Origin of the sequence: Paenibacillus lutimineralis, assembly GCF_003991425.1 — a bacterium.
Lineage (GTDB): Bacteria > Bacillota > Bacilli > Paenibacillales > Paenibacillaceae > Fontibacillus > Fontibacillus lutimineralis.
Genome location: NZ_CP034346.1, coordinates 225,917 through 246,358, shown reverse-complemented (window position 1 = coordinate 246,358; position 20,442 = coordinate 225,917). Strand labels below are relative to the sequence as shown.

Sequence of the window (20,442 nt, the reverse complement as noted above, 5' to 3'; positions counted from 1 at the left end):
TTATTACTTTTTGTACACTTTTTATGACATCACTTAATCCGTAATTTCGTCTTCTCTCTACTCTTCTGAAAAGGTACGAACTACCTTCCGATAGTTATTTGCCGTCATCCCGACCTTCTCTACAAATACCCGATTAAAATAACGGATATTAGGAAAGCCACAGTTTTCAGCGATTTCTATCACCTTCAAATTGGTGTGTTTTAATAAACGCTTAGCCTCGTTTATTCGTTTTTGAGTCAAAATATGCGTAAAAGTTTCTCCAACCTCCTGCTTGATTATGCGACTGATATAAGAGGAATTACGCCCCACATGAGACGCGACATCAGACAAGCCGATTTGGTTGCCATAATTTTTATTAATATAATCATAGATCGTATTGATCATGAAATTTTGCTTATTCTGCATAAATTCCTGAAGTATATCACACAATTCCTGGATCCATTTCTTCAATTCTTCTAATAAAACAGCAGACTCTTTTTTATTTTGAATGTTCTTGCTCATACGCCCGCAGACTTCCTTTATCTGCTCTGTATCCATTTGTACTTCGTGGAGAAAGATCGAAACATTAAGCAAAATCAAGTTTATGATATCGTAAAAATAATCAATCTTTACATCCTTTTCCTTGAATATTTTTTCTACACAAGAAACTGCCAGATTGTAATTCCTTATTTTGATATACCCGATCAATTGTGTTATTTGTTCACTAAAAGAATCCTTTGTTTCCGAAAGCGCTTCATAAAATACAATCCCCTGTTCTGCTTCTTTATCCATTACCTCTAGACAAAATGATGCTTGTTGCCTTAATGACTTAATATCGGCGAGTGTTGTACTAATCTGGCTAATACCACATATTAGTCTAACCGGATAATTATCTTCCATATTTCTAGTTGCATCAGTAAGAAGCTTAACCAACTCATCCGCATCCTGATTTTCATCTGGACTGCGGACAGGCCAAAGCAAGTGCGTAATTGTTCCAAAGCAGTATACAATAGCTTGTTCTAACTGCTCGTTAAAATATTTCTCCAATATATGCGAAAAATAATAAGCTTCCTCTACAAAAGAAGATCCCTGTGATGAAATACATTTAATATTCACAGCTCGATAGGCGGTCAGAGTAATTTGAAATGCCGCTAACTGATGCTTAAGTGCTTCTGGGCTGCTTTCCACCATATTAAAAAATAGATTTTCAAAAAATTGTTTTTTCACCGTATCATAGTTATCTGAGAAATATTTTTTGAAAATATGATACATATTTCTTTCCTTGTTGCGAGATTTCAATAAACGAACGCATTTCTTCAAACAAGCAATTGTTTGATCTCGATCAATCGGCTTCAATAAATATTCAAATACGTTATTGGCAATAGCCGCCTTGGCGTATTCAAACTCTGAGTAGCCAGTGATAATAATAACCATCACTTCAGGGGTATATTCATGAATATATTGTGCGAGTTCTAAGCCGCTTTTCTGCGGCATACGAATATCGGTCATCACAATATCAGGTACTCCTTCATTCATAATATCAATTGCTTCAAACGCATCCTTTGCCGTATAAACCTCTTGAAAAGGCAAACCCGAATTAAGAACAATTTTCTCTAACTTTTCTCGTAAAACCAACTCGTCATCAACTATCAAAATTTTCATTTTATATCCCCGTCCTTTCAATTAAAGTGATTTTTTAGGGATTATCACCGTCACAGCCGATCCACCCTTTGATAAATTGCGAATTTCGAGTCCATATTTTTTCCCGCACAAGTGTCTAATTCTTTCTTGTATGTTCCAAAGTCCCATCGATCCCTTCGCTTCTTTGTTTACTCGTTCCTCGCTTCTCGATGAACCTTCCCCTTCTTGCTCTTTGAACCGCTGAATTACATCTTCAGAAAATCCTTTGCCATTGTCCTGCACTTTAAACACCAAATAATCATCTTCAGATGTGCCTGTCAGCATAACCATTCCTCCTGATCGCATATCACCAACACCATGTAGTACAGAGTTCTCAATCAACGGTTGTAGAATTAGTTTGGGAACCAAATAATCATTAATACTTTCATCTACATCTACTAAAAATAACACCCTATCCTGACAACGGATTTTCTGAATATAGATATATTGAGTTATATATTCTATATCTTCTTTTACCGTCAGAAAATCATTGCCCTTAATGGACATACGCATAATACTAGCTAGGCATGATATCGTCTTCTTTGTCTCCTCAGGTTTCCCCAAATCTACCAATCCGCCTATACAATCAAGTGTATTATATAGAAAATGCGGATTAATCTGTGCTTGAAACGCTTTCAGTTGCGCATTCTGTGCCAGTATCTCTTTGGCATTAATCGTATCCTTCAAAGCATTAATTCGGACCAGCATGAGATTGTATACTTCAGCCAGTGTATGGAATTCATCCTTTGTAGAAAAATGAATATATGCTGTATCATCCAACTGACTGGTACCCCTAATCTTCCTGATAAATTTATCAAATTGCTTAGAAATTGTATTTGAAGTAACTACAATGGATACTGCAATAATCACGATAGAAAGCACAATCCATCCCAGCTGTACATATAGGAGCGTGTGCACTTGCTGGTAAACATTGGTATTATTAATAACGCCAATCATTTTGTACCCACTATAACTAAGCTCATATATCACTGGCGTATACGTATTCTTATGACTCTTGAGTTCTTTTTCCTTTAGCAGAATCAAACAATCTTCTTCTGTCAACAATGATGTATTCAGTACTAATTCTTCTTTATCCGAGAACAATAGAAAAGCCATCTGATCTGTATTACTATTCCTTTTAAACATTTCCACAATTTTGTTCAAATTGATATCCATTATAAACAAGGCAATCTCATGATCCTGTCGATCCAAATTATTTTCATACACCATGCGGGATAATATCAGGGAATTGTGCTCATTGCGATCATAACTTAAATAAACATTACCATGGCGTACCCTTGATTCATCCTTTACATTCTCAATCTTAGTGTCAACATCGTCTTTATTAAAAGGATAGAGTTCATGATTTGTAATCAATTCACCTTGTGTATTTTGTATCATAATCCGATAAACATTCGCTCTGTTATTCAATATGGTCGAATTTTCCAACGACTGCAGAATAACACTTTTCCATTGGTTATATTCATAAAAATCCATTGAACCTTCAATATTCTCAATCGCCTTTTGAACCTTTTTATTGTACAGAACAGTAACAGATGCTTCATCCATATCTTTCAGATAGGCATCTAGCTGATCACCTTTATCAATCACATGCTGATAAAATTGCTCCGAAACAGTTGACTTCATTTGAAAATACATACCGAATACAATACTACAAAGCAATATAGCGTAACTAATAATTAGAAACGGCAAAATTGAATATATAATTTTGTATTTAATTGGATTTCTATCTAAAAAAAGTTTTATCATAATTTCATTCGCTCCTCACACTTGATGTTTAGCTTCTCCTTTGTTTTATATGTGGTACACAAATGACATTTTGACTAAATATACATCAACAGTACAGTTTTCTTCAATAAATTAAAAATGCTATATAGACTGGCATGGTGTATCGCTGCAAATCTTCTGGATTGACGACAAGGCCGTAAAATTCACTAAAGTCAATGCCGGACCGTTGCAATTGATCGATAGTCGGTTTGATGAGATCGATCTGTTTCAGCGTTGCGTGACTGAAATCCGCTATGATTTATTCCGAGAAATATTCACCAATTCCTTGAATATACAGTTCGTAGTTTAATCCCATGAAGGTAACGGTTTTCATCTCCACTTTCGTTTGGGTTAGCTTGTTCTTCTATTTTCTATAAATGCAAAAATCCACAACCTCATTCGGTTGTGGATTTTATGTATAGAGGCGAGGGGAGTCGAACCCCTGTCCGAAGGCAACGCCACATAGGTGGGCGCTTCGCGGTGGGTGTAGTCACGGTTTTGATGTCAACGCCCTCATGCTCCAGCTTGACCAATCGCTGTTACGAAGAGGAAGAGAAATACAGCCATGGTTGTATTTATAATTTCGAAAAGCATAAGCGGCTTAGACATCTTAGTAGGTGATTTTGGAAACATGCCCGCTAAGTCAATGGTGTATACGATAAAATATAAAACAGCGATAATTTGCGTGATGAAAATGGCATTAGAATGGGAAATCAACAAGAGATAGCACGCGATAAACGAAACAATCCCCAGTGAAATCAGAAACAGATTAAAGCCCCAGAACACGACTCCTTTTAATTTTGAGAAATCTCTATTCTCAATCGGTCCTCCCGGCACCAGTATCGTGAGTAATGTTACATTTAAAAACACTACTAAACTTGCCATGATCATGATGTCCTGCATCGTTATCTCTTCCTCTCATCTATTAGTGTCTTCAGATTATCAGGAAGGAAAGAACATGTATTGTAAAAAATCAGCACCTATGGCATTTTCACTTCTGACCATGCCATACATAACGAAGGGTTAATTCATGTGGCAGTTTCTCTAGCTCTTTGACTGTTTTGCCTGCAAATTTCCTGGATGTTTTGATTAGGTGAGACTGATCATAGTAACGATACTGCATATCCTCCCTCAATCCTTCATCCTCAACATGTTTTCTGAACTTCACAATATCTCCATAGGCCTTTGGGGTCAGTCCGATATGTTTTTTGAAGAAACGCTCCAACGTACTTACTGAAATACCAAAAAAATTTGCCATACTCACAATGTTCAAGTTTTCATACTCTTGTTCTACATATGTAAGCATTTTCTCTATGCGACCAGTGTCCTTCTTATTTAACGCCAATTTTTGCAGCAAATAATGATTGATTACCGGAATATGTTGCTCCACATCTTTAGATCTCATCATCATTCGGTACAGCTCATCTAGATCAGGGTCTACGTCGATGGCCTGTACGATTCGTTCCGTCAATTCGAGGCTTGGCACATGAAACAATTGTATAAACCCTAACGGAGTTAATGAAATCCCGATTTGATGCAGCTGTTGTCCATATCGAACATGTTTCACCCTTTTCATTTGACCAATCATAACTGCATCGGGGATCACCATTTCCTGATCTTCTCCTACCAGCCTGTAAGCAGACCCATAATTGAAAATGATATTGATGTACCCCAGCGGTATAATAATATCTTCTCTGTTGTCATCTGTGAGAAAATCGAAATCTACGACCCAGATATAGTCCACTATCTTATGCAAGGCATTTATAGGTTCAAAGGTTCGAATCATCGTAAGCATCTCCTTAAACATCAGGTTTCACACACTATGTCATACCCTCTTTATAACATGAATATGACAAGCAAAAAAGCGACCTCACTAGGTCGCTTTTCTGATGGTATGAATGGAGGCGAACCGTGGCTGTTCAAAGCCACAATTCGCCGCTGCGCTATTGAGATTGTTTTGGAAGGTGATTTAGGTATCGTTGGCTGACGTTCTATTCATTTTACACTTTAAATTTCATAACGAGAGCTTCCAAGCTTTGCGAATCTTTGCTAAGCAAGTCCGTAAGTGAAGCAACCTCCTGAACTAAGGAGCTTTGCTTTGCAGTCATATCGTTCACCGCTTTCACTCCTGTAAGCGATTCTTCAGCTATAGTTGCCATTTCAGTAACAGATGCTGCAATTTCTTCTGAGCCTGCCGCCATTTCTTCGCTAATAGCGGAAACCTCCTGAACTTGCCAAGCCACTTTCTGAGTGGATTTCAAAATATTTTCAAATGATTCAATTGCTTCTTCCATCTTCTTCTGCCCATTCAATACTTCACTCGTCACTTCCTGCATCGCTCGTTCAGTTTCTTGAGAGTCTTTCGTAATATCTTGCAGCAATCCGAATATTTGCCCTGTCGAAGCAGAGGAGTGCTCCGCCAATTTCCTAATTTCGCTGGCCACTACAGAAAAGCCTCTTCCATGTTCGCCTGCTCTTGCCGCTTCAATGGAAGCATTTAACGCAAGCAAATTCGTTTGATTCGATATTTCCGTGATGGCACTAACAATTTTCTCAATATGAGATGAGCGATCTTTCAAATTGGATACGATGTCTACTGTTGAACTTACAGAATCGCTAATTTGAGCCATCTGCTTGCTAACTTCCTGTATAAAGTTCACGCCGCTTGCCGCCTCTTTCTCCGTCTCAGTTGCGACATTAGCAAGATCCTCCGCGGATCCGGCAATACGCTGCACACCTACAGACATTTCATTGATTGCATGTGAAGCATCCAGTGTGCTTTGTACTGATGTTGTCGCCCCTTGCTCAATACCTACACCCTGTCTCGTAATTTCCTCTGTCGCACTTGCAGTTTCTTTCGTATTTTCGACCAATTTACTCGATGAACTCATTACACTACGGGAGGCATTACGGACATCTATAATAATGGATTGCAGGGTTTCCAACATAGCATTTAAGGATTTCGATATTTCTCCAATTTCATCCTTGCCGGAGTAATCCAGTCGTCCAGTAAGATCACCCCCGCTCTGAGCAATTTCGGTGATCTTTTTATTGACTAACTTAAGCGGTTTCAACTTTACAAAAATAATAATAAATATTGCAAGTAATGCTCCAAATGTAATTATAAGCACTAGAACTGTTACCGTAAGCATCTGGCTTGCTTTTTGCTTTGCAGCGTTTGCCTCATTTTCCGCTCTAGTATTCATCTTTTGTTGAAACTGCTCAAGCGGCTTCATAATGGTCTTTTTAGTTGTATCGTAATTGCTGTTAAACATGAGTTCCCTGGCTTTGGTAAAATCTTTGTCCTCTACAGCTTTCATTGCATCATATTCTGTCTTGACAAGGGCATCCGAAATTTCTTTTGACTGTGAAATAAGATCCAGCTCTTCTTTAGGCGCGCCCAATGCAGTTAATCTCTCCACTACATGCTCTCTCGTTTTGGTCTCATTTACTTCCTTCCAGTAGTTGTCATAGTGGACTTTATCTCCGAACTGCACGAAAGCCCTTACTTCGTTAGTCAAATAGTCCGAGGAGTTGGCTAAATCGATTCCTAATTGCTTGAATTCTGCTTGCCTTTTTACAGTAGTGCGTTCCTGCGCTACGCTCTTTTGAAGACTATACACACTAATTCCGTTCAGGACCGTCAGAAAAATAAACACTCCACTCATCGCTTTAAGCCAGGTAGAAATCTTCATTCTAAGCCCCACTCCTTTATTATGAAAAAGCCCTTATTAGACTTTATCGGTCGACTTTATTCGACAAAAAATAGGCCTTTATATCCATTTCTAAAGATGTGTATTTTAATCCTATTTACAACTTTCGTAGCAAGTACGTGTGTGTATATTGGACATCTATGTGGCAGTAACTGAGAAGGGGCAATAATTAGATACTGATCAAAGAAGTGGGCCGCCTTGACATGAAACTTAAGTTGATCCCCCCGATTCTATCAAGTAGAATAGAGCTTTCAGTATTCACTAGAGAGGTGGGACACTGGGTGTCTTCTTTGCGACGATCCGTAGTAACGGTAGGCAAATCTATTGTCTACAGTCTCGACTTGGTTTTGTTTCTGTTCTTTTTCATGTTAAATATGTATCTTTTCGCCAAATATACCGATTCCGTTCTTTTCAGAGAAGGCGTTGTTGGCTTTGCCAAGGCGTTGCTCAAATTTCTGTTTGCCGGCGGGCCGAAAGGACCGCTTGTCCTCGATATCGGCATGATCAGTCTTGGCACCGGTATTTTATTGGCCTCCTGGACACTGCTTCTTCGCCGGAGAGCGCGGATTCTAGCGCTCACGATCATGAATACGGTCATCCTGCTGATTGTACTTGCTGATCTGATGTATTTCCGTTACTTCGAAGATCTGCTGTCAATCGTTGTCTTTACCCAGATCGGTCAGCTTGGGGATGTGAACAGCAGCATCAAAGCACTGTTTCGAAGCACGGATTTGATCTTTCTGGCCGAGGCCGTAGTTACTTTGACGCTCGGCGTGATCATTTTCCGCCGTTTGGGCCGCACTAAGCCCAAGCTGTCCGCCAGGAACGTAATCACCAAGAGCTCCATGTTCGTTATTGTTGCAGCGCTTGGCGCTGTAACCGCGTGGTATCCGCTCCATATCCTGGACAAGTACGGCGGCTCTGATTTTTTCAAAAAAGCTGTATCGGCTGAAACCATCTACAAGCGTACCGGACTAATCGGATTTCACGCATTCGATACGTACCGTTCTGTCGAGGGCTTGTTTCAGAGTTACTCCGTAAACGCCAACGATTACAACATGTACAAGCAGTGGTTCCGGGAGCACGACGCTGCCATCAGAGCCGAGACGTCTTACCGCGGCATAGCTGAAGGGAAGAACGTCCTTATCGTGCAGGTTGAAGCGCTGCAGAATTTCGTCATTAACCAAAGTATAGACGGGCAGGTCATTACGCCGAACTTGAACGAGTTGGTCAAGGAGAGTCTTTATTTCGATCATTTTTATCATCAGACCGCACAAGGCCGGACATCCGATGCCGAGTTTACCGTGAAAACATCGCTGCAGCCGCTGGCTGCCGGTTCAGTCTATGTCCGGTTTCCGAAGAATGATTACGATGCGTTGCCTTCGATCCTGAAACGGAACGGTTACGATACCGCTGCATTCCATGCGTTCCGCGCCGGCTTCTGGAACCGGAATGTGATGTACCGGAATATCGGGTACAACCGTTTTTACAGCGCAAGCGATTTCGTATATGACGAAAAGAAAGAGAGGATCGGCTGGGGGCTTAACGATATCGGATTCTTGAAGCAGACTGTAGGGTTTTTGGATTCATCGGTAAACAAGCCGTTCTTTGGATTTGCCGTCACGTTAACCAGCCACCATCCGTTCTATTTGCCTGAGAAGCACAAAACAATAACAATGCCTTCTTACAGCGATCCTCTATTTATGGATTATATCCACACGATTCATTATATGGACCAAGCGATCGGTGAATTAGTTAAAGACCTGAAAGATAAAGGTCTGTGGGACAATACGGTACTGGTGATCTACGGCGACCATGATAGCGGCTTGGTGAAGAACGATAGCGAGCTTCCGGAATTCGCGGTGGGCAATTACGATTCGCTTGAATTCGAGCAGTTGAAAAAAAGCGTGCCATTGATCATTCATCTGCCCGGCGGGCAAATGGCCGAAGTTCGCTCCGAAGTTGGCGGCATGACCGACGTCGCGCCGACGGTGCTGCATTTGCTTGGCATCGATGTCGAACAGCCTTACATGACAGGGAAAAATCTGCTTGCTGGAGGCGAGCGGTTCGTGCCGTTCCGCGACGGTTCGGCAACAGACGGCGAATATTGGTTCGCAGACGGGGGTAAAGGAACTCTGGAGGGCGGCAAATGCTACCGCATGAGCGACTCCACCCCAGCTGATGCGACAGCCTGTTCGAATCTGTACAATCGGGCCCAGCAATTATACAAACTGTCCGATGATCTTATCTTTGGTAATTTGCTGAAGAAGTTCAAATCTGAGAACAACGTTGGCGGTTGAGCACTGAATACCACCGGAGCTTTACACCGGCTTTGTTGATAACGTCTTGAGGTTTTGAACAAAGTCCGTCATCTTTTTGTGATTTTATGGCTAATTCCCTTATGTGCAGGCCTCCCGGACAATCCAATAAAATAGCAAAAAAACCGCAAGCCCTGGGGAGAAATCCCTTACGCTTGCGGTTTCTTTCATACTAGTAGCAACTCCAGCTATCTTAAATTAATAGTGGCATTGTCCTTATCTTTTGCCAGCTTTAGAATCAAAGCATCTTCTGATTTAGCTACTTCGTCAGGAACTTCCATTACAACAAATCCGGTTTTTGAAGATAGTGGCTTAACACTTTCTTTGCTAAGGTCTTGGTCTATCATCGTGACCGTATATTTATACTCATATTTGTCCTTAAATATCGCCTTCATTTCGACTCCGCCAATCATTGACGTAAAGTTGTCTGCTTCCGTTCCTTCATTGGTAACTGTGTAATTTAAAATTAGAAACTTATTGCCCTCGTCCGCACTAGAAGAAAAGTATGTATCACTGACTTTTTGATTGAATTCAAAGGAGTCCAGCACAACTTCCCAATTGCCTAAATTGAACTTGTCCCCTACTTTGTAAACAACCTCTTTCGGCTCTTCAGGCTCCTTAGTCTCTTCTGCTGTATCAACGTCACCTGATTGCTCATTATTTGCGTTCTCTGCAGGGCCTTGATCCTTTACAGAAGTATTAGCATTCTGCGTTCCTGTTGATGTAGAGGCAGCACCTCCACATGCAGTAACCAGTAATAACAATGCCAAAAGTAAAATTCCTAAACTAGTCTTTCTCAAAACTTTCTCCCCCTTTTCTACATATTACAACATATTACGAGTTTCTTGGTTCTTAAGTTTCATTTTTTCAATGTTTTGCCTTTCTCTCTAATAGGCAAAGAGTTTGATTAAGGTAGCATTAATTGACTGTGAAATAATTATATGGAACTATATTGATGGGTGATGACATGATGGAGTTAATAAATAACAAAGATACGGGTTGTCTGACTGGTAACAGGGGAGGTAGCCGCAAAGGGGCAGGCCGCAAGCCAATAGGTACAACTCGAAAAATATCATTAACCTTGCCGCAGGAATATTGGGAAGAAATCGACCGCTACTGCCACAAAGGTGATTATTCCATTTCCGAAGTGCTGAGATCTATTATAGAAGACAACCTTCATAATGCCGATCTCTTGTAAATTGGTAGGTGAAGGAGGTTCAATTCTATGATTCAGGACTATTTAAACTTAGACGATGGGCGACTTTTTTATACAGTTTCAGGAAAAGGTGATCCGATTTTTCTGATTCATGGAAACTTCAATGATCATCAAATTTGGAACGAACAGGTTGACACTTTTTCCAAACATTATAAAATAATCCGCTATGATTTACGGGGATATGGTCTTTCCAGCACACCAAACTCTTCATTTGCTAATGTCGATGATCTAAAAGCACTAATTGAATCCCTAAGGTTGCATAATGTTACTCTAATTGGTTCATCCTTGGGTGGAGGCGTTGCTATAGACTTTACTCTCACATACCCCCATCTAGTTCAGGCCCTTATTCTGGCCTCGCCCTCTATAAACGGCAATCCTTATCCTATGAACATGACGTGGCAAGGAATAAAAAATTTTTTCAATGTTCGTCTGAAAGGACATAAGAAAGCTATCGAATCATTCATCACGAATCGTTTCTGGCAATACTTCTTTCCTTCCAAAAGAAAAGAAGAAGCTCGAAAAAAAGTTCTCAATAATGTTAGGAAAACTAGCAACTTCTGTCGTTTCTCTCCAAACCTCTCTACCACTGTTAAACCCTACGCCATCAGCCGATTACGAGAGATTAACATTCCGACCCTTATAATCACTTCTGACCAAGATCATCCATTTAACATAAAGACAGCCGAAAACTTGCATAACAGCATAAAGCTATCATCCAAAATCATGATGCAGGACTGTGGCCACCTCCCATTTATCGAGGAGCCGCATGAATTCAATCAATTAGTTCTTGATTTCCTTTCAAATAGAAGCTCTGACAGCATAGAACTTTAACGTGTAGCGATATAAACGGATTAATTGGATATTTCAGGTACCAAGCTATTCAGAAATGAAGACACAAACAGAGCACCTGACACGGTGCTTTTTCTGATAGTATCGATGGAGGCGAGGGGAATCGAACCCCTGTCTCCATCTAAGTGAGTTACCTAAGATATGTCATCTTAATATCTACAAGGGTGTCCAAATTGATTTGAATCCTCATATCTTCATGTTCATTAATAGCAATTAATGTTTTATCTTTGATACTTAATTTTTTTATAGGATTTGTCTCATCAAAAAAGATACCCCAAACCAAATTGTCATTTGCATCTGTGCAAGCAATGAAGCCTTCATTTCCCATTTGCCCATCCCCGCCATAGATTTTACCGCCTTGATAGTCAATATTCGTCCATGCATCAACCATTGTCCAGCATTCGGCGTCATATTTTTCGATACTTTCAATAGTCGTATCACACTGGGGAGAACAGTAAACCTTGCGTTCATTGTTGTTAGGATTGTAATATGTCGCGACATTTAAAATGATTATTTTTCCATTTGGAAAAGCAATGCAATTCATTCCAGGCAACTCACGTTGTTCAGCAGACCAATGTTTCATTATTAAATTGCTCATAACTTTATCCTTTCAAATTTTTTTTACAAAAGTTGTAATATACTTATTAATACCATAAATCAGGAATCTTTTGTTCAACTCGTCTACAAGAATTACAAAAATTGAGATCACCAAAGTCTCGTGTCTACAATTTCAGGCATAATAAAAACCCAGCCCTTATTGGGACTGGGTTTTAACAATGGAGGCGAGGGGAGTCGAACCCCTGTCCGAAGGCAACGCCACATAGGTGTCTACGGGTGTAGTCACGGTTTTGATGTCACCTTAGCAAGCGCCCCGTAACCGGCTATCGCTAAGGTCAGCCTGATTGTCTTCTTCAGCACACCCCAGGCGGAGATGTGACAGCGTATCCCACTAAAGTTGGGCCCCTGTCTCGGCACATGGGCGATGCAGAGGAGGAGCTCGCTAACAGGTTATTAAGCTGCTAATGCGAAGTTGTTTTGTTGTTTGCCGTTTAATTGGCTTTAGCGTTGATGAAGCGGACGCGTCCCCACTACCCGCTACCCATGCTCGAACTACCCCCGTCGAATCCAAAAACGCCCCCGTATTATAAAAGGCTGGATCTCAAGAGTATCCGGCAAAGGTGCATCCATAAATCATTACTTTCTTACATCACTTAGTATAACACACTTCGAGTCCGCATTGATTATGGACTTGAAGGAAGAACAGGCAATATATAGCCTATCCAATGACCTGAGTGTCTATCTTGCCACTTTCTGCTTCTCGCGCAAAATACGCTGAATATCGCGCTGTGCATCCCGCTTGGCGGCCGCCTCACGCTTGTCGTATTGCTTCTTCCCTTTACCAAGCCCGATCAGCAGCTTCGCGTATCCGTTGCGAACATAAATCTTCAGCGGAACAATCGAGTAGCCTTCTTGCTTGGAGAGACCGAGGAGCTTGTTAATCTGTGCCTTATGCATCAGCAGCTTGCGAGCCCGGGTCGGATCCGTTGGATTGTGCCGATTCCCTTGCTCAAAAGGACTAATATGCATGTTATGAATATGAATCTCACCATTACGAATCGTTGCAAAAGCATCATTAATATTCACCCGGGCATTGCGAACAGATTTAATCTCCGTGCCCGTCAGCACCATACCTGCCTCAAAGGTTTCTTCGATGAAGTAGTCATGGGAAGCTTTTTTATTCTGCGCTAAAACCTTGCCATCATTTTTCTTACCCATGTCCATTCTCCTCCTCGTCGTTCAGCCGATTTGATCAAGTACGCTAGAGATTAATTGTACCAACTCTACGGTCTAAAATCAAGAATCCGCCTGTTCCACAGCTATCACCAAAAAAGCCATGAAACTCCTTAGATCAGCTAACAACAAAAATTATGGTATGTCGTGTAATCATTCATTATATAATACACAAATATATATACGATATAACACGAATACAGATATAACAATTTGATATATCAATGTATATCAGAATGGGCGAATTCAATGAGATCCTCATCATGTTGTGAAAAGTTTTTTCCTGATGATACATCTTCTCCCCACTTCGTCTCTTCCACACGGACAAATCCAAAAAGTGTCCTTTCATCTCCATTACCTGTCTACACTTAACTCTACTCCAGCTGAGTGTCCACCTTTCAAAAGACATTTAGATAAAAAGTTCTCATACGGAGGACGCCACGAATGAAATCAAAGGTCTTTTCAACAATCCGACTTAACAAGGAACTAAAAAGAAAAAGAGCGGATGCAGCACCTGGCTCCACCCGCCCTTCCAACACGTTTTTTCCCGACTACACGTATTAACTCTGCATTCTATCCTCGATAAAACCCAGGCTTACTTTCTCTTCTTGCGTACAAAAGCAGCGGTGCTATTGCCACCAGACTGGGCTTTGCGGCCGCTGCCGCTGCTCTTGCCGCCACGTCCCTTACGCGGTGACGCTGTCGTAGCCTCATCGGCGGCAACCCCTCCGCCGACGATGTTCTCCTCGCTCGCACGCTCAGGCCGCCGCGAGCGCTTCTCGCCGGTGCGATAGCCACCACCGCCATCGCGACTGACGGCAACCGACCCGGCGGCATAGCCGCCCTTGCCGGAGCCGAAGCCAAAGCTCACCGCCGACGAATCGCCTGAGCCGTCGCCCGCGGAACCCTTGCGCTTGCCACGTTTTGCCTTGTACGTTCCATTATCAATAGGTATACTATCTATCCAATTCTCGCCGGCACTAGCCTGATCCGCACTAGTTGTTGCCGGGCCCTTACCCAACTTACCATTTTTACCTTTGACCGACTTATCTGTCTTGCCTACTTTACCACTCTTTCCGCCAGACTTGCCTCGGGTCTTGTCTCCGGCCTTGCCGACCTTTCCTGGCTTGCCACTGGACTTACCCCCAGCTCCAGCGCGAGCACCGGCACCGTTGCCCTCACCATCGCTAGCTCTGCCGCCACGCCGTTTGCCTGCTCGGAAGCCGCCACCGCCACGCTCGTCGCGTCCACCGCCTTCGCCGCCGAAGGAGCCCTCCCGTTTCCGCGGCTTCATATCGACGAGCTCAAAATCAATCGTATGCTCGTCCATATTCACACGCGCCACTCGGATCTCGACCTCATCGCCGATCCGGAAGATTCGCGAAGTCCGCTCCCCGATCAACGCCATATGCTGCTCATGGAAATGATAGTAATCATCCGTCATCGTACTGATGTGAATCAGACCTTCTACTGTATTCTCAAGCTCGATGAACATCCCGAAGCTCGTTACACTGCTGATCATGCCAGGGAATACTTCCCCGACCTTATCGAGCATATACTCGGCCTTCTTAAGCTGTTCCGTATCCCGTTCCGCCTCGACAGCGACGCGCTCGCGCTCGGAAGATTGCTGTGCAATCTCCTGCATCCGGCTGTTCAGATACTCCTGCCGATCTGCAGGCAGCACGCCGTTATGTTCTATTACCTCTCGAATAATCCGATGAATCACAAGGTCAGGGTAACGGCGGATCGGCGAGGTGAAGTGCGTATAGAACTCCGCAGCCAGTCCGAAATGCCCCGTGCTCTCTGCATCATACTTCGCCTGCTTCATCGACCGCAGCATCATCGTGCTGATTACCGTCTGCTCCTTCGTGCCTTGGATGTCCTCAAGCAGCTTCTGTAGAGCGCGCGGATGCACCTTATTGCCCTTCCCGCCCTTCACGGCATGGCCAAAGTTAGCAGCGAAGGCCATAAAGTTCATCAACTTCTCCTGATCCGGATCTTCATGAATTCGGTAGATGAACGGCACCTTCAGCCAGTGGAAATGCTCCGCCACCGTCTCATTCGCTGCCAGCATGAATTCCTCGATGATCTGTTCAGCAATCGAACGCTCCCGTTTAACGATATCGGTTACTTTGCCGTTCTCATCCACGAGCACCTTTGATTCTTCAAAATCAAAATCGACCGCCCCGCGCTTCATCCGTTTCGAACGCAGCTTCATCGCCAGTTCGCGCATCGTCTTAAACATATCGACCAGATCGCTGTAACGCTCAGTAACCTCTGGATCTTCTTCGAGCAATATTTTACGGACATTGGTATAAGTCATACGCTCCGTTGTACGGATCACACTTGTAAAAACATCATGCTTCACGACGTGAAGCTTCTCATCGAACTCCATCTCGCAGGACAGCGTGAAGCGGTCCACCTTCGGATTCAGGGAGCATATCCCATTTGACAGCCGGTGCGGCAGCATAGGGATTACCCGATCGACCAAGTAGACGCTACAGCCGCGATTATAAGCCTCATGATCCAGCTTGGAGCCTTCTCTGACATAGTAGCCTACATCGGCAATATGCACGCCAAGCTTGTAATGACCGTTAGGCAGCAGCTCCACATTGACCGCATCATCCAGGTCCTTGGCGTCCTCACCGTCGATCGTAACGATCACTTTGTTACGTAAATCACGCCGCCTCTGCTTCGCGATCTCTTCCTCAGCAATCTCATCTGGCGCATCCGTCGCTTCCGCCATTACCTCATCCGGGAATGCCTCAGGCAATTGATGCTTGCGAATAATGGACAGAATATCAACTCCCGGGTCATCCTTATGCCCAAGAATCTCAATAATCTCGCCCTCCGCAGCCGATCTTCCCTCTGGATAATTCACGATACGGACGACGACCTTCTCGCCATCGACCGCCCCGGCAAAGGATTCCTTCGGAATAAAAATATCGCGATTAATCCGTTTATCGTCCGGCAACACAAAGCCATACGTCTCAAAGCTCTGAAAGACGCCGACCACCTGGACGACCGCCCGTGTCACAATGCGGATGACTTCGCCCTCCAGTTTGCCTCCGGCTACGCTCTTGGAATTAATGCGCACTAATACCGTATCGCCATTCATTGCACTTTTCAGATCATTAGCATGAATATATACATCCGGATGCTCGCGGTCCTCTGGAATTAGAAATGCAAAGCCTTTGGCATGCGCCTGCAAACGCCCTCTAACCAGATTCATCCGTTCGGGAACCCCGTAACGATGGCTTCTTGTTAATACAATTTTCCCATCTTGCTCTAACCGATTCAACAGCTTCAGAAATTCTTTGAACTCCGCAGCATCAGATATTTGAAAATACTGCTCCAATTCTTGATACGTCATCGGTTTATATGCCTGTTCGCGCATGAACGCGAGCAGTTCTGTTTCCGTTATCATAAATTCCCACCTCAGGCCGGCTGTCCAATTTACCGGTATGTATTTGAATGTTCCATCATTGCCTGAATATAATTTCCAATAGTTTTCTCTACTCTAGTATACACGAAATGCCATTTCCGCATCCCTTTTTAGCGAACAACCCAAGACTTGTATACAACAAAAAAGGGTTGTCCCTAATATCTTAACGATAAGGACAACCCTTCATTACATTTGTTAAGTAACAGGCTACTTCGCGAATATAGCTACGACGATCGCCATAATGAAGAAACCCGCGGCCAACACTACTGTGGTCCGTTCAAGCACCAGTTCCATACCGCGTGCCTTCTTCTTACCGAAGAGATGTTCTGCACCCCCGGAGATGGCGCCGGCGAGACCTGCGCTCTTCCCTTCCTGCAGCAATACAATTACAATCAGACCTACAGAGAAAATAACGAGCAGTACCTCTAAAAAGACATTCATCCAAATCCACCTCCTAAGTCAGAACTCGCGGAAATTATATTTCCTTACCAACTTAAATTTAGATATAAAAACAGCATTATTATTGTAGCACAATACCCAGAGAATAACAACCGAAATACAGGAAAGGACCTCCCGACGTCTCGGATAGGTCCTTCCTTATTGACTGACTATGATGTTCGAACTAGCTAGTAATGTTGCAAGATTCTTAGGTGACTGACATATTTATGAAGCTGCTCCGTTCATCTTGTTGACTGACTTGGTGCATTGAAAGTAAGCAGCATTTAGGTGGAATCCTCTATATCTTAAGAACGCTTCAAGTTGTAGAAGGATTTCAAGCCGTTGTATTGAGCAAGCTCGCCCAATTGGTCTTCGATACGAAGCAATTGGTTGTACTTCGCAATACGGTCAGTACGGGAAGGAGCACCCGTCTTGATTTGGCCAGCGTTCGTAGCAACCGCGATGTCAGCGATTGTGCTGTCTTCGGATTCGCCGGAACGGTGGGAGATAACAGCTGTGTAACCAGCACGTTTAGCCATTTCGATAGCATCGAAGGTTTCAGTCAACGTACCGATTTGGTTAACCTTGATCAAGATGGAGTTACCGATTCCTTCGTTGATGCCTTTTTCAAGACGCTCAGTGTTCGTTACGAACAAGTCATCACCAACGAGTTGGATCTTGTTGCCGAGCTTCTCAGTAAGAAGCTTCCAACCTTCCCAATCGTCCTCGGAGCATCCGTCTTCGATTGTGATGATTGGGTATTTATCAACCCAAGAAGCAAGCAGGTCAACGAATTCTGCAGAAGTGTAGGATTTGCCTTCGCCTTCAAGATGGTATTTGCCATCTTTGAAGAATTCAGTCGAAGCTACGTCCATACCCAGGAATACGTCAACACCTGGTTTGTAACCCGCTTTTTCGATAGCTTCCATGATAGAGGACAATGCGTCTTCGTTGGAAGTGAAGTTAGGAGCAAATCCGCCTTCGTCACCAACAGCCGTATTCAGACCTTTAGCCTTCAATACGGATTTCAGGTTGTGGAAGATTTCTGCGCCAGTACGAAGAGCTTCCTTGAAAGTAGGAGCACCTACAGGCAAGACCATAAATTCTTGAACGTCAACGTTGTTGTCGGCATGAGCGCCACCGTTAACGATGTTCATCATTGGAACTGGCAATTGTTTTGCGTTGAATCCGCCAAGGTACACGTACAAAGGAAGATCCAAAGCGTCTGCTGCTGCGCGAGCTACTGCCATCGATACAGCCAGGATTGCGTTAGCGCCGAATTTACCTTTGTTAGGCGTTCCGTCCAAAGTGATCATCAATTTATCGATACCCAATTGATCAAGAGCATCCATACCGATAACCTCTGGAGCGATATGTTCATTTACATTTTCTACAGCTTTGAGAACACCTTTACCAAGGTAACGGGATTTGTCGTCGTCACGAAGCTCAACAGCTTCATGGGCACCAGTGGAAGCACCGGATGGAACGATAGCGCGGCCGATCGCACCGGATTCAAGATAAACTTCAACTTCTACAGTTGGGTTACCGCGGGAGTCAAGGACTTCGCGAGCGTATACGTCAGAAATAATCGTCATTGAAATATCTCCTTTGTTGGGTGATTTATATTGATTTGATTTGGTTATATATTTAGGTATCTTGCAATAAGACCCTAATATTTATGCTTTACGGCTAGCAATCATCGATTGACCCGTCATTTCTTCCGGTTGAGGAAGTCCCATCAGGTCAAGCAAGGTTGGAGCCACGTCAGCCAGAATACCGCCTTCACGAAGCACCACGTTCTCGTCAGTAACGATAAATGGTACAGGGTTGGTAGTATGAGCTGTATGCGGACGTCCATTCTCGTCGAATTCCATGTCTGCGTTGCCGTGGTCAGCGATGATAATTACTGCGCCACCTTTGGCTGTTACAGCATCAACGACTTTGCCTACGCATTCGTCGGTTACTTCAACCGCCTTGATAGTTGGTTCCAGCATACCGGAGTGACCTACCATGTCCGGGTTAGCGAAGTTGAGAATGATTGCGTCGTGCACATCCTTCTCGATTTCCTTCACACAAGCCTCGGCCACTTCATAGGCACTCATCTCCGGCTGAAGGTCATAAGTTGCCACCTTCGGCGAATTGATTAGTACGCGAGTCTCGCCTGGAAGTTCAACATCGCGTCCGCCGCTGAAGAAGAATGTAACGTGTGGGTACTTCTCAGTTTCAGCGATGCGAAGCTGATTTTTACCGTTCTGTACAAGCACTTCACCGAATGTGTTATCCAGATTCTTAGGAGAATAGGCAACATATCCATTTACCGTCTCCGAGAAGAGCGTCAAGCATACGAAGTGAAGATTCTTCGGACATTTTGGCCCACGGTCGAAGCCGCGGAAATCTTCGTTCGTAAATGCGTTGGACAATTGAATTGCACGGTCAGGACGGAAGTTCAGGAAGATTACGGAATCTTCCGATTCAACCAAACCAACAGGTTGATCATTCTCGTCTGCGATGACAGTCGGCATAACGAATTCGTCAAATACGGATTTCTCGTAAGATTCCGTAACCGCTTTTATCGGATCGGTGTATTTCGGTCCTTCGCCATATACGATAGCACGGTAGGATTTCTCTACACGTTCCCAACGCTTGTCACGGTCCATCGCATAGTAACGACCTTGAACCGTGGCGATCTTGCCAACGCCGATTTCATTGATCTTGTTGATCAGAATCTCCAGATATCTCTTCGAACTGTCTGGAGCTACATCACGGCCATCGAGGAAGGCATGAATATAGACTTCATGCATATCTTCTTTCTTAGCCAGGTCGAGCATCGCCAGCATATGGTTAATATGGCTGTGCACGCCGCCATCAGACAGAAGGCCATATAGATGAAGCTTCTTGCCTTTGTTCTTGGCACTGCGTATCGCATTTACTAAGGTTTCGTTCTCAAAGAATTCACCTTCGCGAATCGACTTCGAGATCCGGGTCAAGTCTTGATATACGATCCGGCCGGCGCCGATGTTAAGGTGACCTACTTCGGAGTTACCCATTTGGCCTTCTGGAAGCCCTACCGCTTCACCGCTAGCGGTCAGGGTAGTATTCGGATATTGCTTCAAATAACGGTCATAGTTAGGCTTATTCGCTTGAGCAACCGCGTTGCCTTCTACTTCCTTACGAAGCCCGAAGCCGTCCATGATGATTAATGCTACCGGTTTTGGAGTCGTCATC

Annotated in this window: 16 protein-coding genes and 1 other RNA gene; 4 read left to right on the top strand and 13 right to left on the bottom strand. The window is 43.5% G+C overall.

Going from position 1 to position 20,442, the window contains the following annotated elements:
- Positions 1-57 precede the first annotated feature (57 nt).
- The 4 genes from EI981_RS01140 to EI981_RS01125 all read right to left on the bottom strand — a co-directional run bounded on the left by EI981_RS01140 (position 58) and on the right by EI981_RS01125 (position 5,233).
- Positions 58-1,641 (bottom strand): response regulator, encoded by a 1,584-nt coding sequence (locus EI981_RS01140; RefSeq protein WP_126994693.1) that lies wholly within the window; start codon positions 1,639-1,641, stop codon positions 58-60.
- A gap of 21 nt (positions 1,642-1,662) precedes the next feature.
- Complete coding sequence (locus EI981_RS01135; protein ID WP_126994691.1) at positions 1,663-3,429, bottom strand: sensor histidine kinase; 1,767 nt, start codon at positions 3,427-3,429, stop codon at positions 1,663-1,665.
- A gap of 531 nt (positions 3,430-3,960) precedes the next feature.
- The gene (locus EI981_RS01130; RefSeq protein ID WP_126994689.1) at positions 3,961-4,350 is read right to left on the bottom strand and encodes a DUF8051 family protein; all 390 of its coding nucleotides are present in this window, start codon (positions 4,348-4,350) and stop codon (positions 3,961-3,963) included.
- An 88-nt stretch (positions 4,351-4,438) separates the two neighbouring features.
- Positions 4,439-5,233 (bottom strand): helix-turn-helix domain-containing protein, encoded by a 795-nt coding sequence (locus EI981_RS01125; RefSeq protein ID WP_126994687.1) that lies wholly within the window; start codon positions 5,231-5,233, stop codon positions 4,439-4,441.
- Positions 5,234-5,290: 57 nt separating this feature from the next.
- Here EI981_RS01125 and EI981_RS28895 point away from each other — a divergent pair, with 57 nt between their 5' ends.
- Positions 5,291-5,434 (top strand): hypothetical protein, encoded by a 144-nt coding sequence (locus EI981_RS28895; protein ID WP_162616045.1) that lies wholly within the window; start codon positions 5,291-5,293, stop codon positions 5,432-5,434.
- Positions 5,435-5,447: 13 nt separating this feature from the next.
- Here EI981_RS28895 and EI981_RS01120 read toward each other — a convergent pair whose 3' ends face one another.
- On the bottom strand, positions 5,448-7,142 hold the full coding sequence (locus tag EI981_RS01120; protein ID WP_126994685.1) for a methyl-accepting chemotaxis protein: 1,695 nt from the start codon (positions 7,140-7,142) through the stop codon (positions 5,448-5,450).
- Between the two features lie 299 nt (positions 7,143-7,441).
- On the opposite strand from EI981_RS01120, the gene EI981_RS01115 reads away from it, so the two are divergent.
- Positions 7,442-9,460 carry an LTA synthase family protein gene (locus EI981_RS01115; protein ID WP_162616044.1) on the top strand — a complete coding sequence of 673 codons (2,019 nt, stop codon included), beginning with the start codon at positions 7,442-7,444 and terminating at the stop codon, positions 9,458-9,460.
- A gap of 206 nt (positions 9,461-9,666) precedes the next feature.
- Here EI981_RS01115 and EI981_RS01110 read toward each other — a convergent pair whose 3' ends face one another.
- On the bottom strand, positions 9,667-10,278 hold the full coding sequence (locus tag EI981_RS01110) for a DUF4352 domain-containing protein (RefSeq protein WP_126994681.1): 612 nt from the start codon (positions 10,276-10,278) through the stop codon (positions 9,667-9,669).
- Positions 10,279-10,448: 170 nt separating this feature from the next.
- On the opposite strand from EI981_RS01110, the gene EI981_RS01105 reads away from it, so the two are divergent.
- Both EI981_RS01105 and EI981_RS01100 read left to right on the top strand, forming a co-directional pair.
- Entirely contained in the window at positions 10,449-10,676 is a 228-nt protein-coding gene (locus EI981_RS01105; protein ID WP_127004227.1) for a ribbon-helix-helix domain-containing protein, read from the top strand.
- 27 nt (positions 10,677-10,703) lie between these two features.
- Positions 10,704-11,525: an alpha/beta fold hydrolase gene (locus EI981_RS01100; protein ID WP_126994679.1), complete on the top strand. Its 822-nt coding sequence runs from the start codon at positions 10,704-10,706 to the stop codon at positions 11,523-11,525.
- A 148-nt stretch (positions 11,526-11,673) separates the two neighbouring features.
- Here the strand turns inward: EI981_RS01100 and EI981_RS01095 are convergent, their stop codons facing one another.
- The 7 genes from EI981_RS01095 to gpmI all read right to left on the bottom strand — a co-directional run bounded on the left by EI981_RS01095 (position 11,674) and on the right by gpmI (position 20,441).
- Positions 11,674-12,126, bottom strand: coding sequence for a hypothetical protein (locus tag EI981_RS01095; RefSeq protein ID WP_227011638.1), 453 nt, complete (start codon positions 12,124-12,126; stop codon positions 11,674-11,676).
- 191 nt (positions 12,127-12,317) lie between these two features.
- Positions 12,318-12,682: a transfer-messenger RNA gene (gene ssrA, locus EI981_RS01090) on the bottom strand.
- Positions 12,683-12,839: 157 nt separating this feature from the next.
- Entirely contained in the window at positions 12,840-13,319 is a 480-nt protein-coding gene (gene smpB, locus EI981_RS01085; RefSeq protein ID WP_126994675.1) for an SsrA-binding protein SmpB, read from the bottom strand.
- Positions 13,320-13,929: 610 nt separating this feature from the next.
- The gene (gene rnr / locus EI981_RS01080; RefSeq protein WP_126994673.1) at positions 13,930-16,761 is read right to left on the bottom strand and encodes a ribonuclease R; all 2,832 of its coding nucleotides are present in this window, start codon (positions 16,759-16,761) and stop codon (positions 13,930-13,932) included.
- A 225-nt stretch (positions 16,762-16,986) separates the two neighbouring features.
- A complete protein-coding gene (secG, locus tag EI981_RS01075) occupies positions 16,987-17,220 on the bottom strand; it encodes a preprotein translocase subunit SecG (protein WP_126994671.1) in 234 nt (77 codons plus the stop codon).
- 302 nt (positions 17,221-17,522) lie between these two features.
- Complete coding sequence (gene eno, locus EI981_RS01070) at positions 17,523-18,812, bottom strand: phosphopyruvate hydratase (RefSeq protein WP_126994669.1); 1,290 nt, start codon at positions 18,810-18,812, stop codon at positions 17,523-17,525.
- Between the two features lie 81 nt (positions 18,813-18,893).
- Positions 18,894-20,441: a 2,3-bisphosphoglycerate-independent phosphoglycerate mutase gene (gene gpmI, locus EI981_RS01065; protein ID WP_126994667.1), complete on the bottom strand. Its 1,548-nt coding sequence runs from the start codon at positions 20,439-20,441 to the stop codon at positions 18,894-18,896.
- Position 20,442: the final 1 nt, after the last annotated feature.

What these genes read in the sequence shown, in the direction of transcription:
- EI981_RS01140 (WP_126994693.1), bottom strand. Translation starts at nt 1,641, where the DNA reads ATGAAAATTTTGATAGTTGATGACGAGTTGGTTTTACGAGAAAAGTTA.
- EI981_RS01135 (WP_126994691.1), bottom strand. Translation starts at nt 3,429, where the DNA reads ATGATAAAACTTTTTTTAGATAGAAATCCAATTAAATACAAAATTATA.
- EI981_RS01130 (WP_126994689.1), bottom strand. Translation starts at nt 4,350, where the DNA reads ATGCAGGACATCATGATCATGGCAAGTTTAGTAGTGTTTTTAAATGTA.
- EI981_RS01125 (WP_126994687.1), bottom strand. Translation starts at nt 5,233, where the DNA reads ATGATTCGAACCTTTGAACCTATAAATGCCTTGCATAAGATAGTGGAC.
- EI981_RS28895 (WP_162616045.1), top strand. Translation starts at nt 5,291, where the DNA reads ATGAATATGACAAGCAAAAAAGCGACCTCACTAGGTCGCTTTTCTGAT.
- EI981_RS01120 (WP_126994685.1), bottom strand. Translation starts at nt 7,142, where the DNA reads ATGAAGATTTCTACCTGGCTTAAAGCGATGAGTGGAGTGTTTATTTTT.
- EI981_RS01105 (WP_127004227.1), top strand. Translation starts at nt 10,449, where the DNA reads ATGGAGTTAATAAATAACAAAGATACGGGTTGTCTGACTGGTAACAGG.
- EI981_RS01100 (WP_126994679.1), top strand. Translation starts at nt 10,704, where the DNA reads ATGATTCAGGACTATTTAAACTTAGACGATGGGCGACTTTTTTATACA.
- EI981_RS01095 (WP_227011638.1), bottom strand. Translation starts at nt 12,126, where the DNA reads ATGAAACATTGGTCTGCTGAACAACGTGAGTTGCCTGGAATGAATTGC.
- smpB (WP_126994675.1), bottom strand. Translation starts at nt 13,319, where the DNA reads ATGGGTAAGAAAAATGATGGCAAGGTTTTAGCGCAGAATAAAAAAGCT.
- rnr (WP_126994673.1), bottom strand. Translation starts at nt 16,761, where the DNA reads ATGATAACGGAAACAGAACTGCTCGCGTTCATGCGCGAACAGGCATAT.
- secG (WP_126994671.1), bottom strand. Translation starts at nt 17,220, where the DNA reads ATGAATGTCTTTTTAGAGGTACTGCTCGTTATTTTCTCTGTAGGTCTG.
- eno (WP_126994669.1), bottom strand. Translation starts at nt 18,812, where the DNA reads ATGACGATTATTTCTGACGTATACGCTCGCGAAGTCCTTGACTCCCGC.
- gpmI (WP_126994667.1), bottom strand. Translation starts at nt 20,441, where the DNA reads ATGACGACTCCAAAACCGGTAGCATTAATCATCATGGACGGCTTCGGG.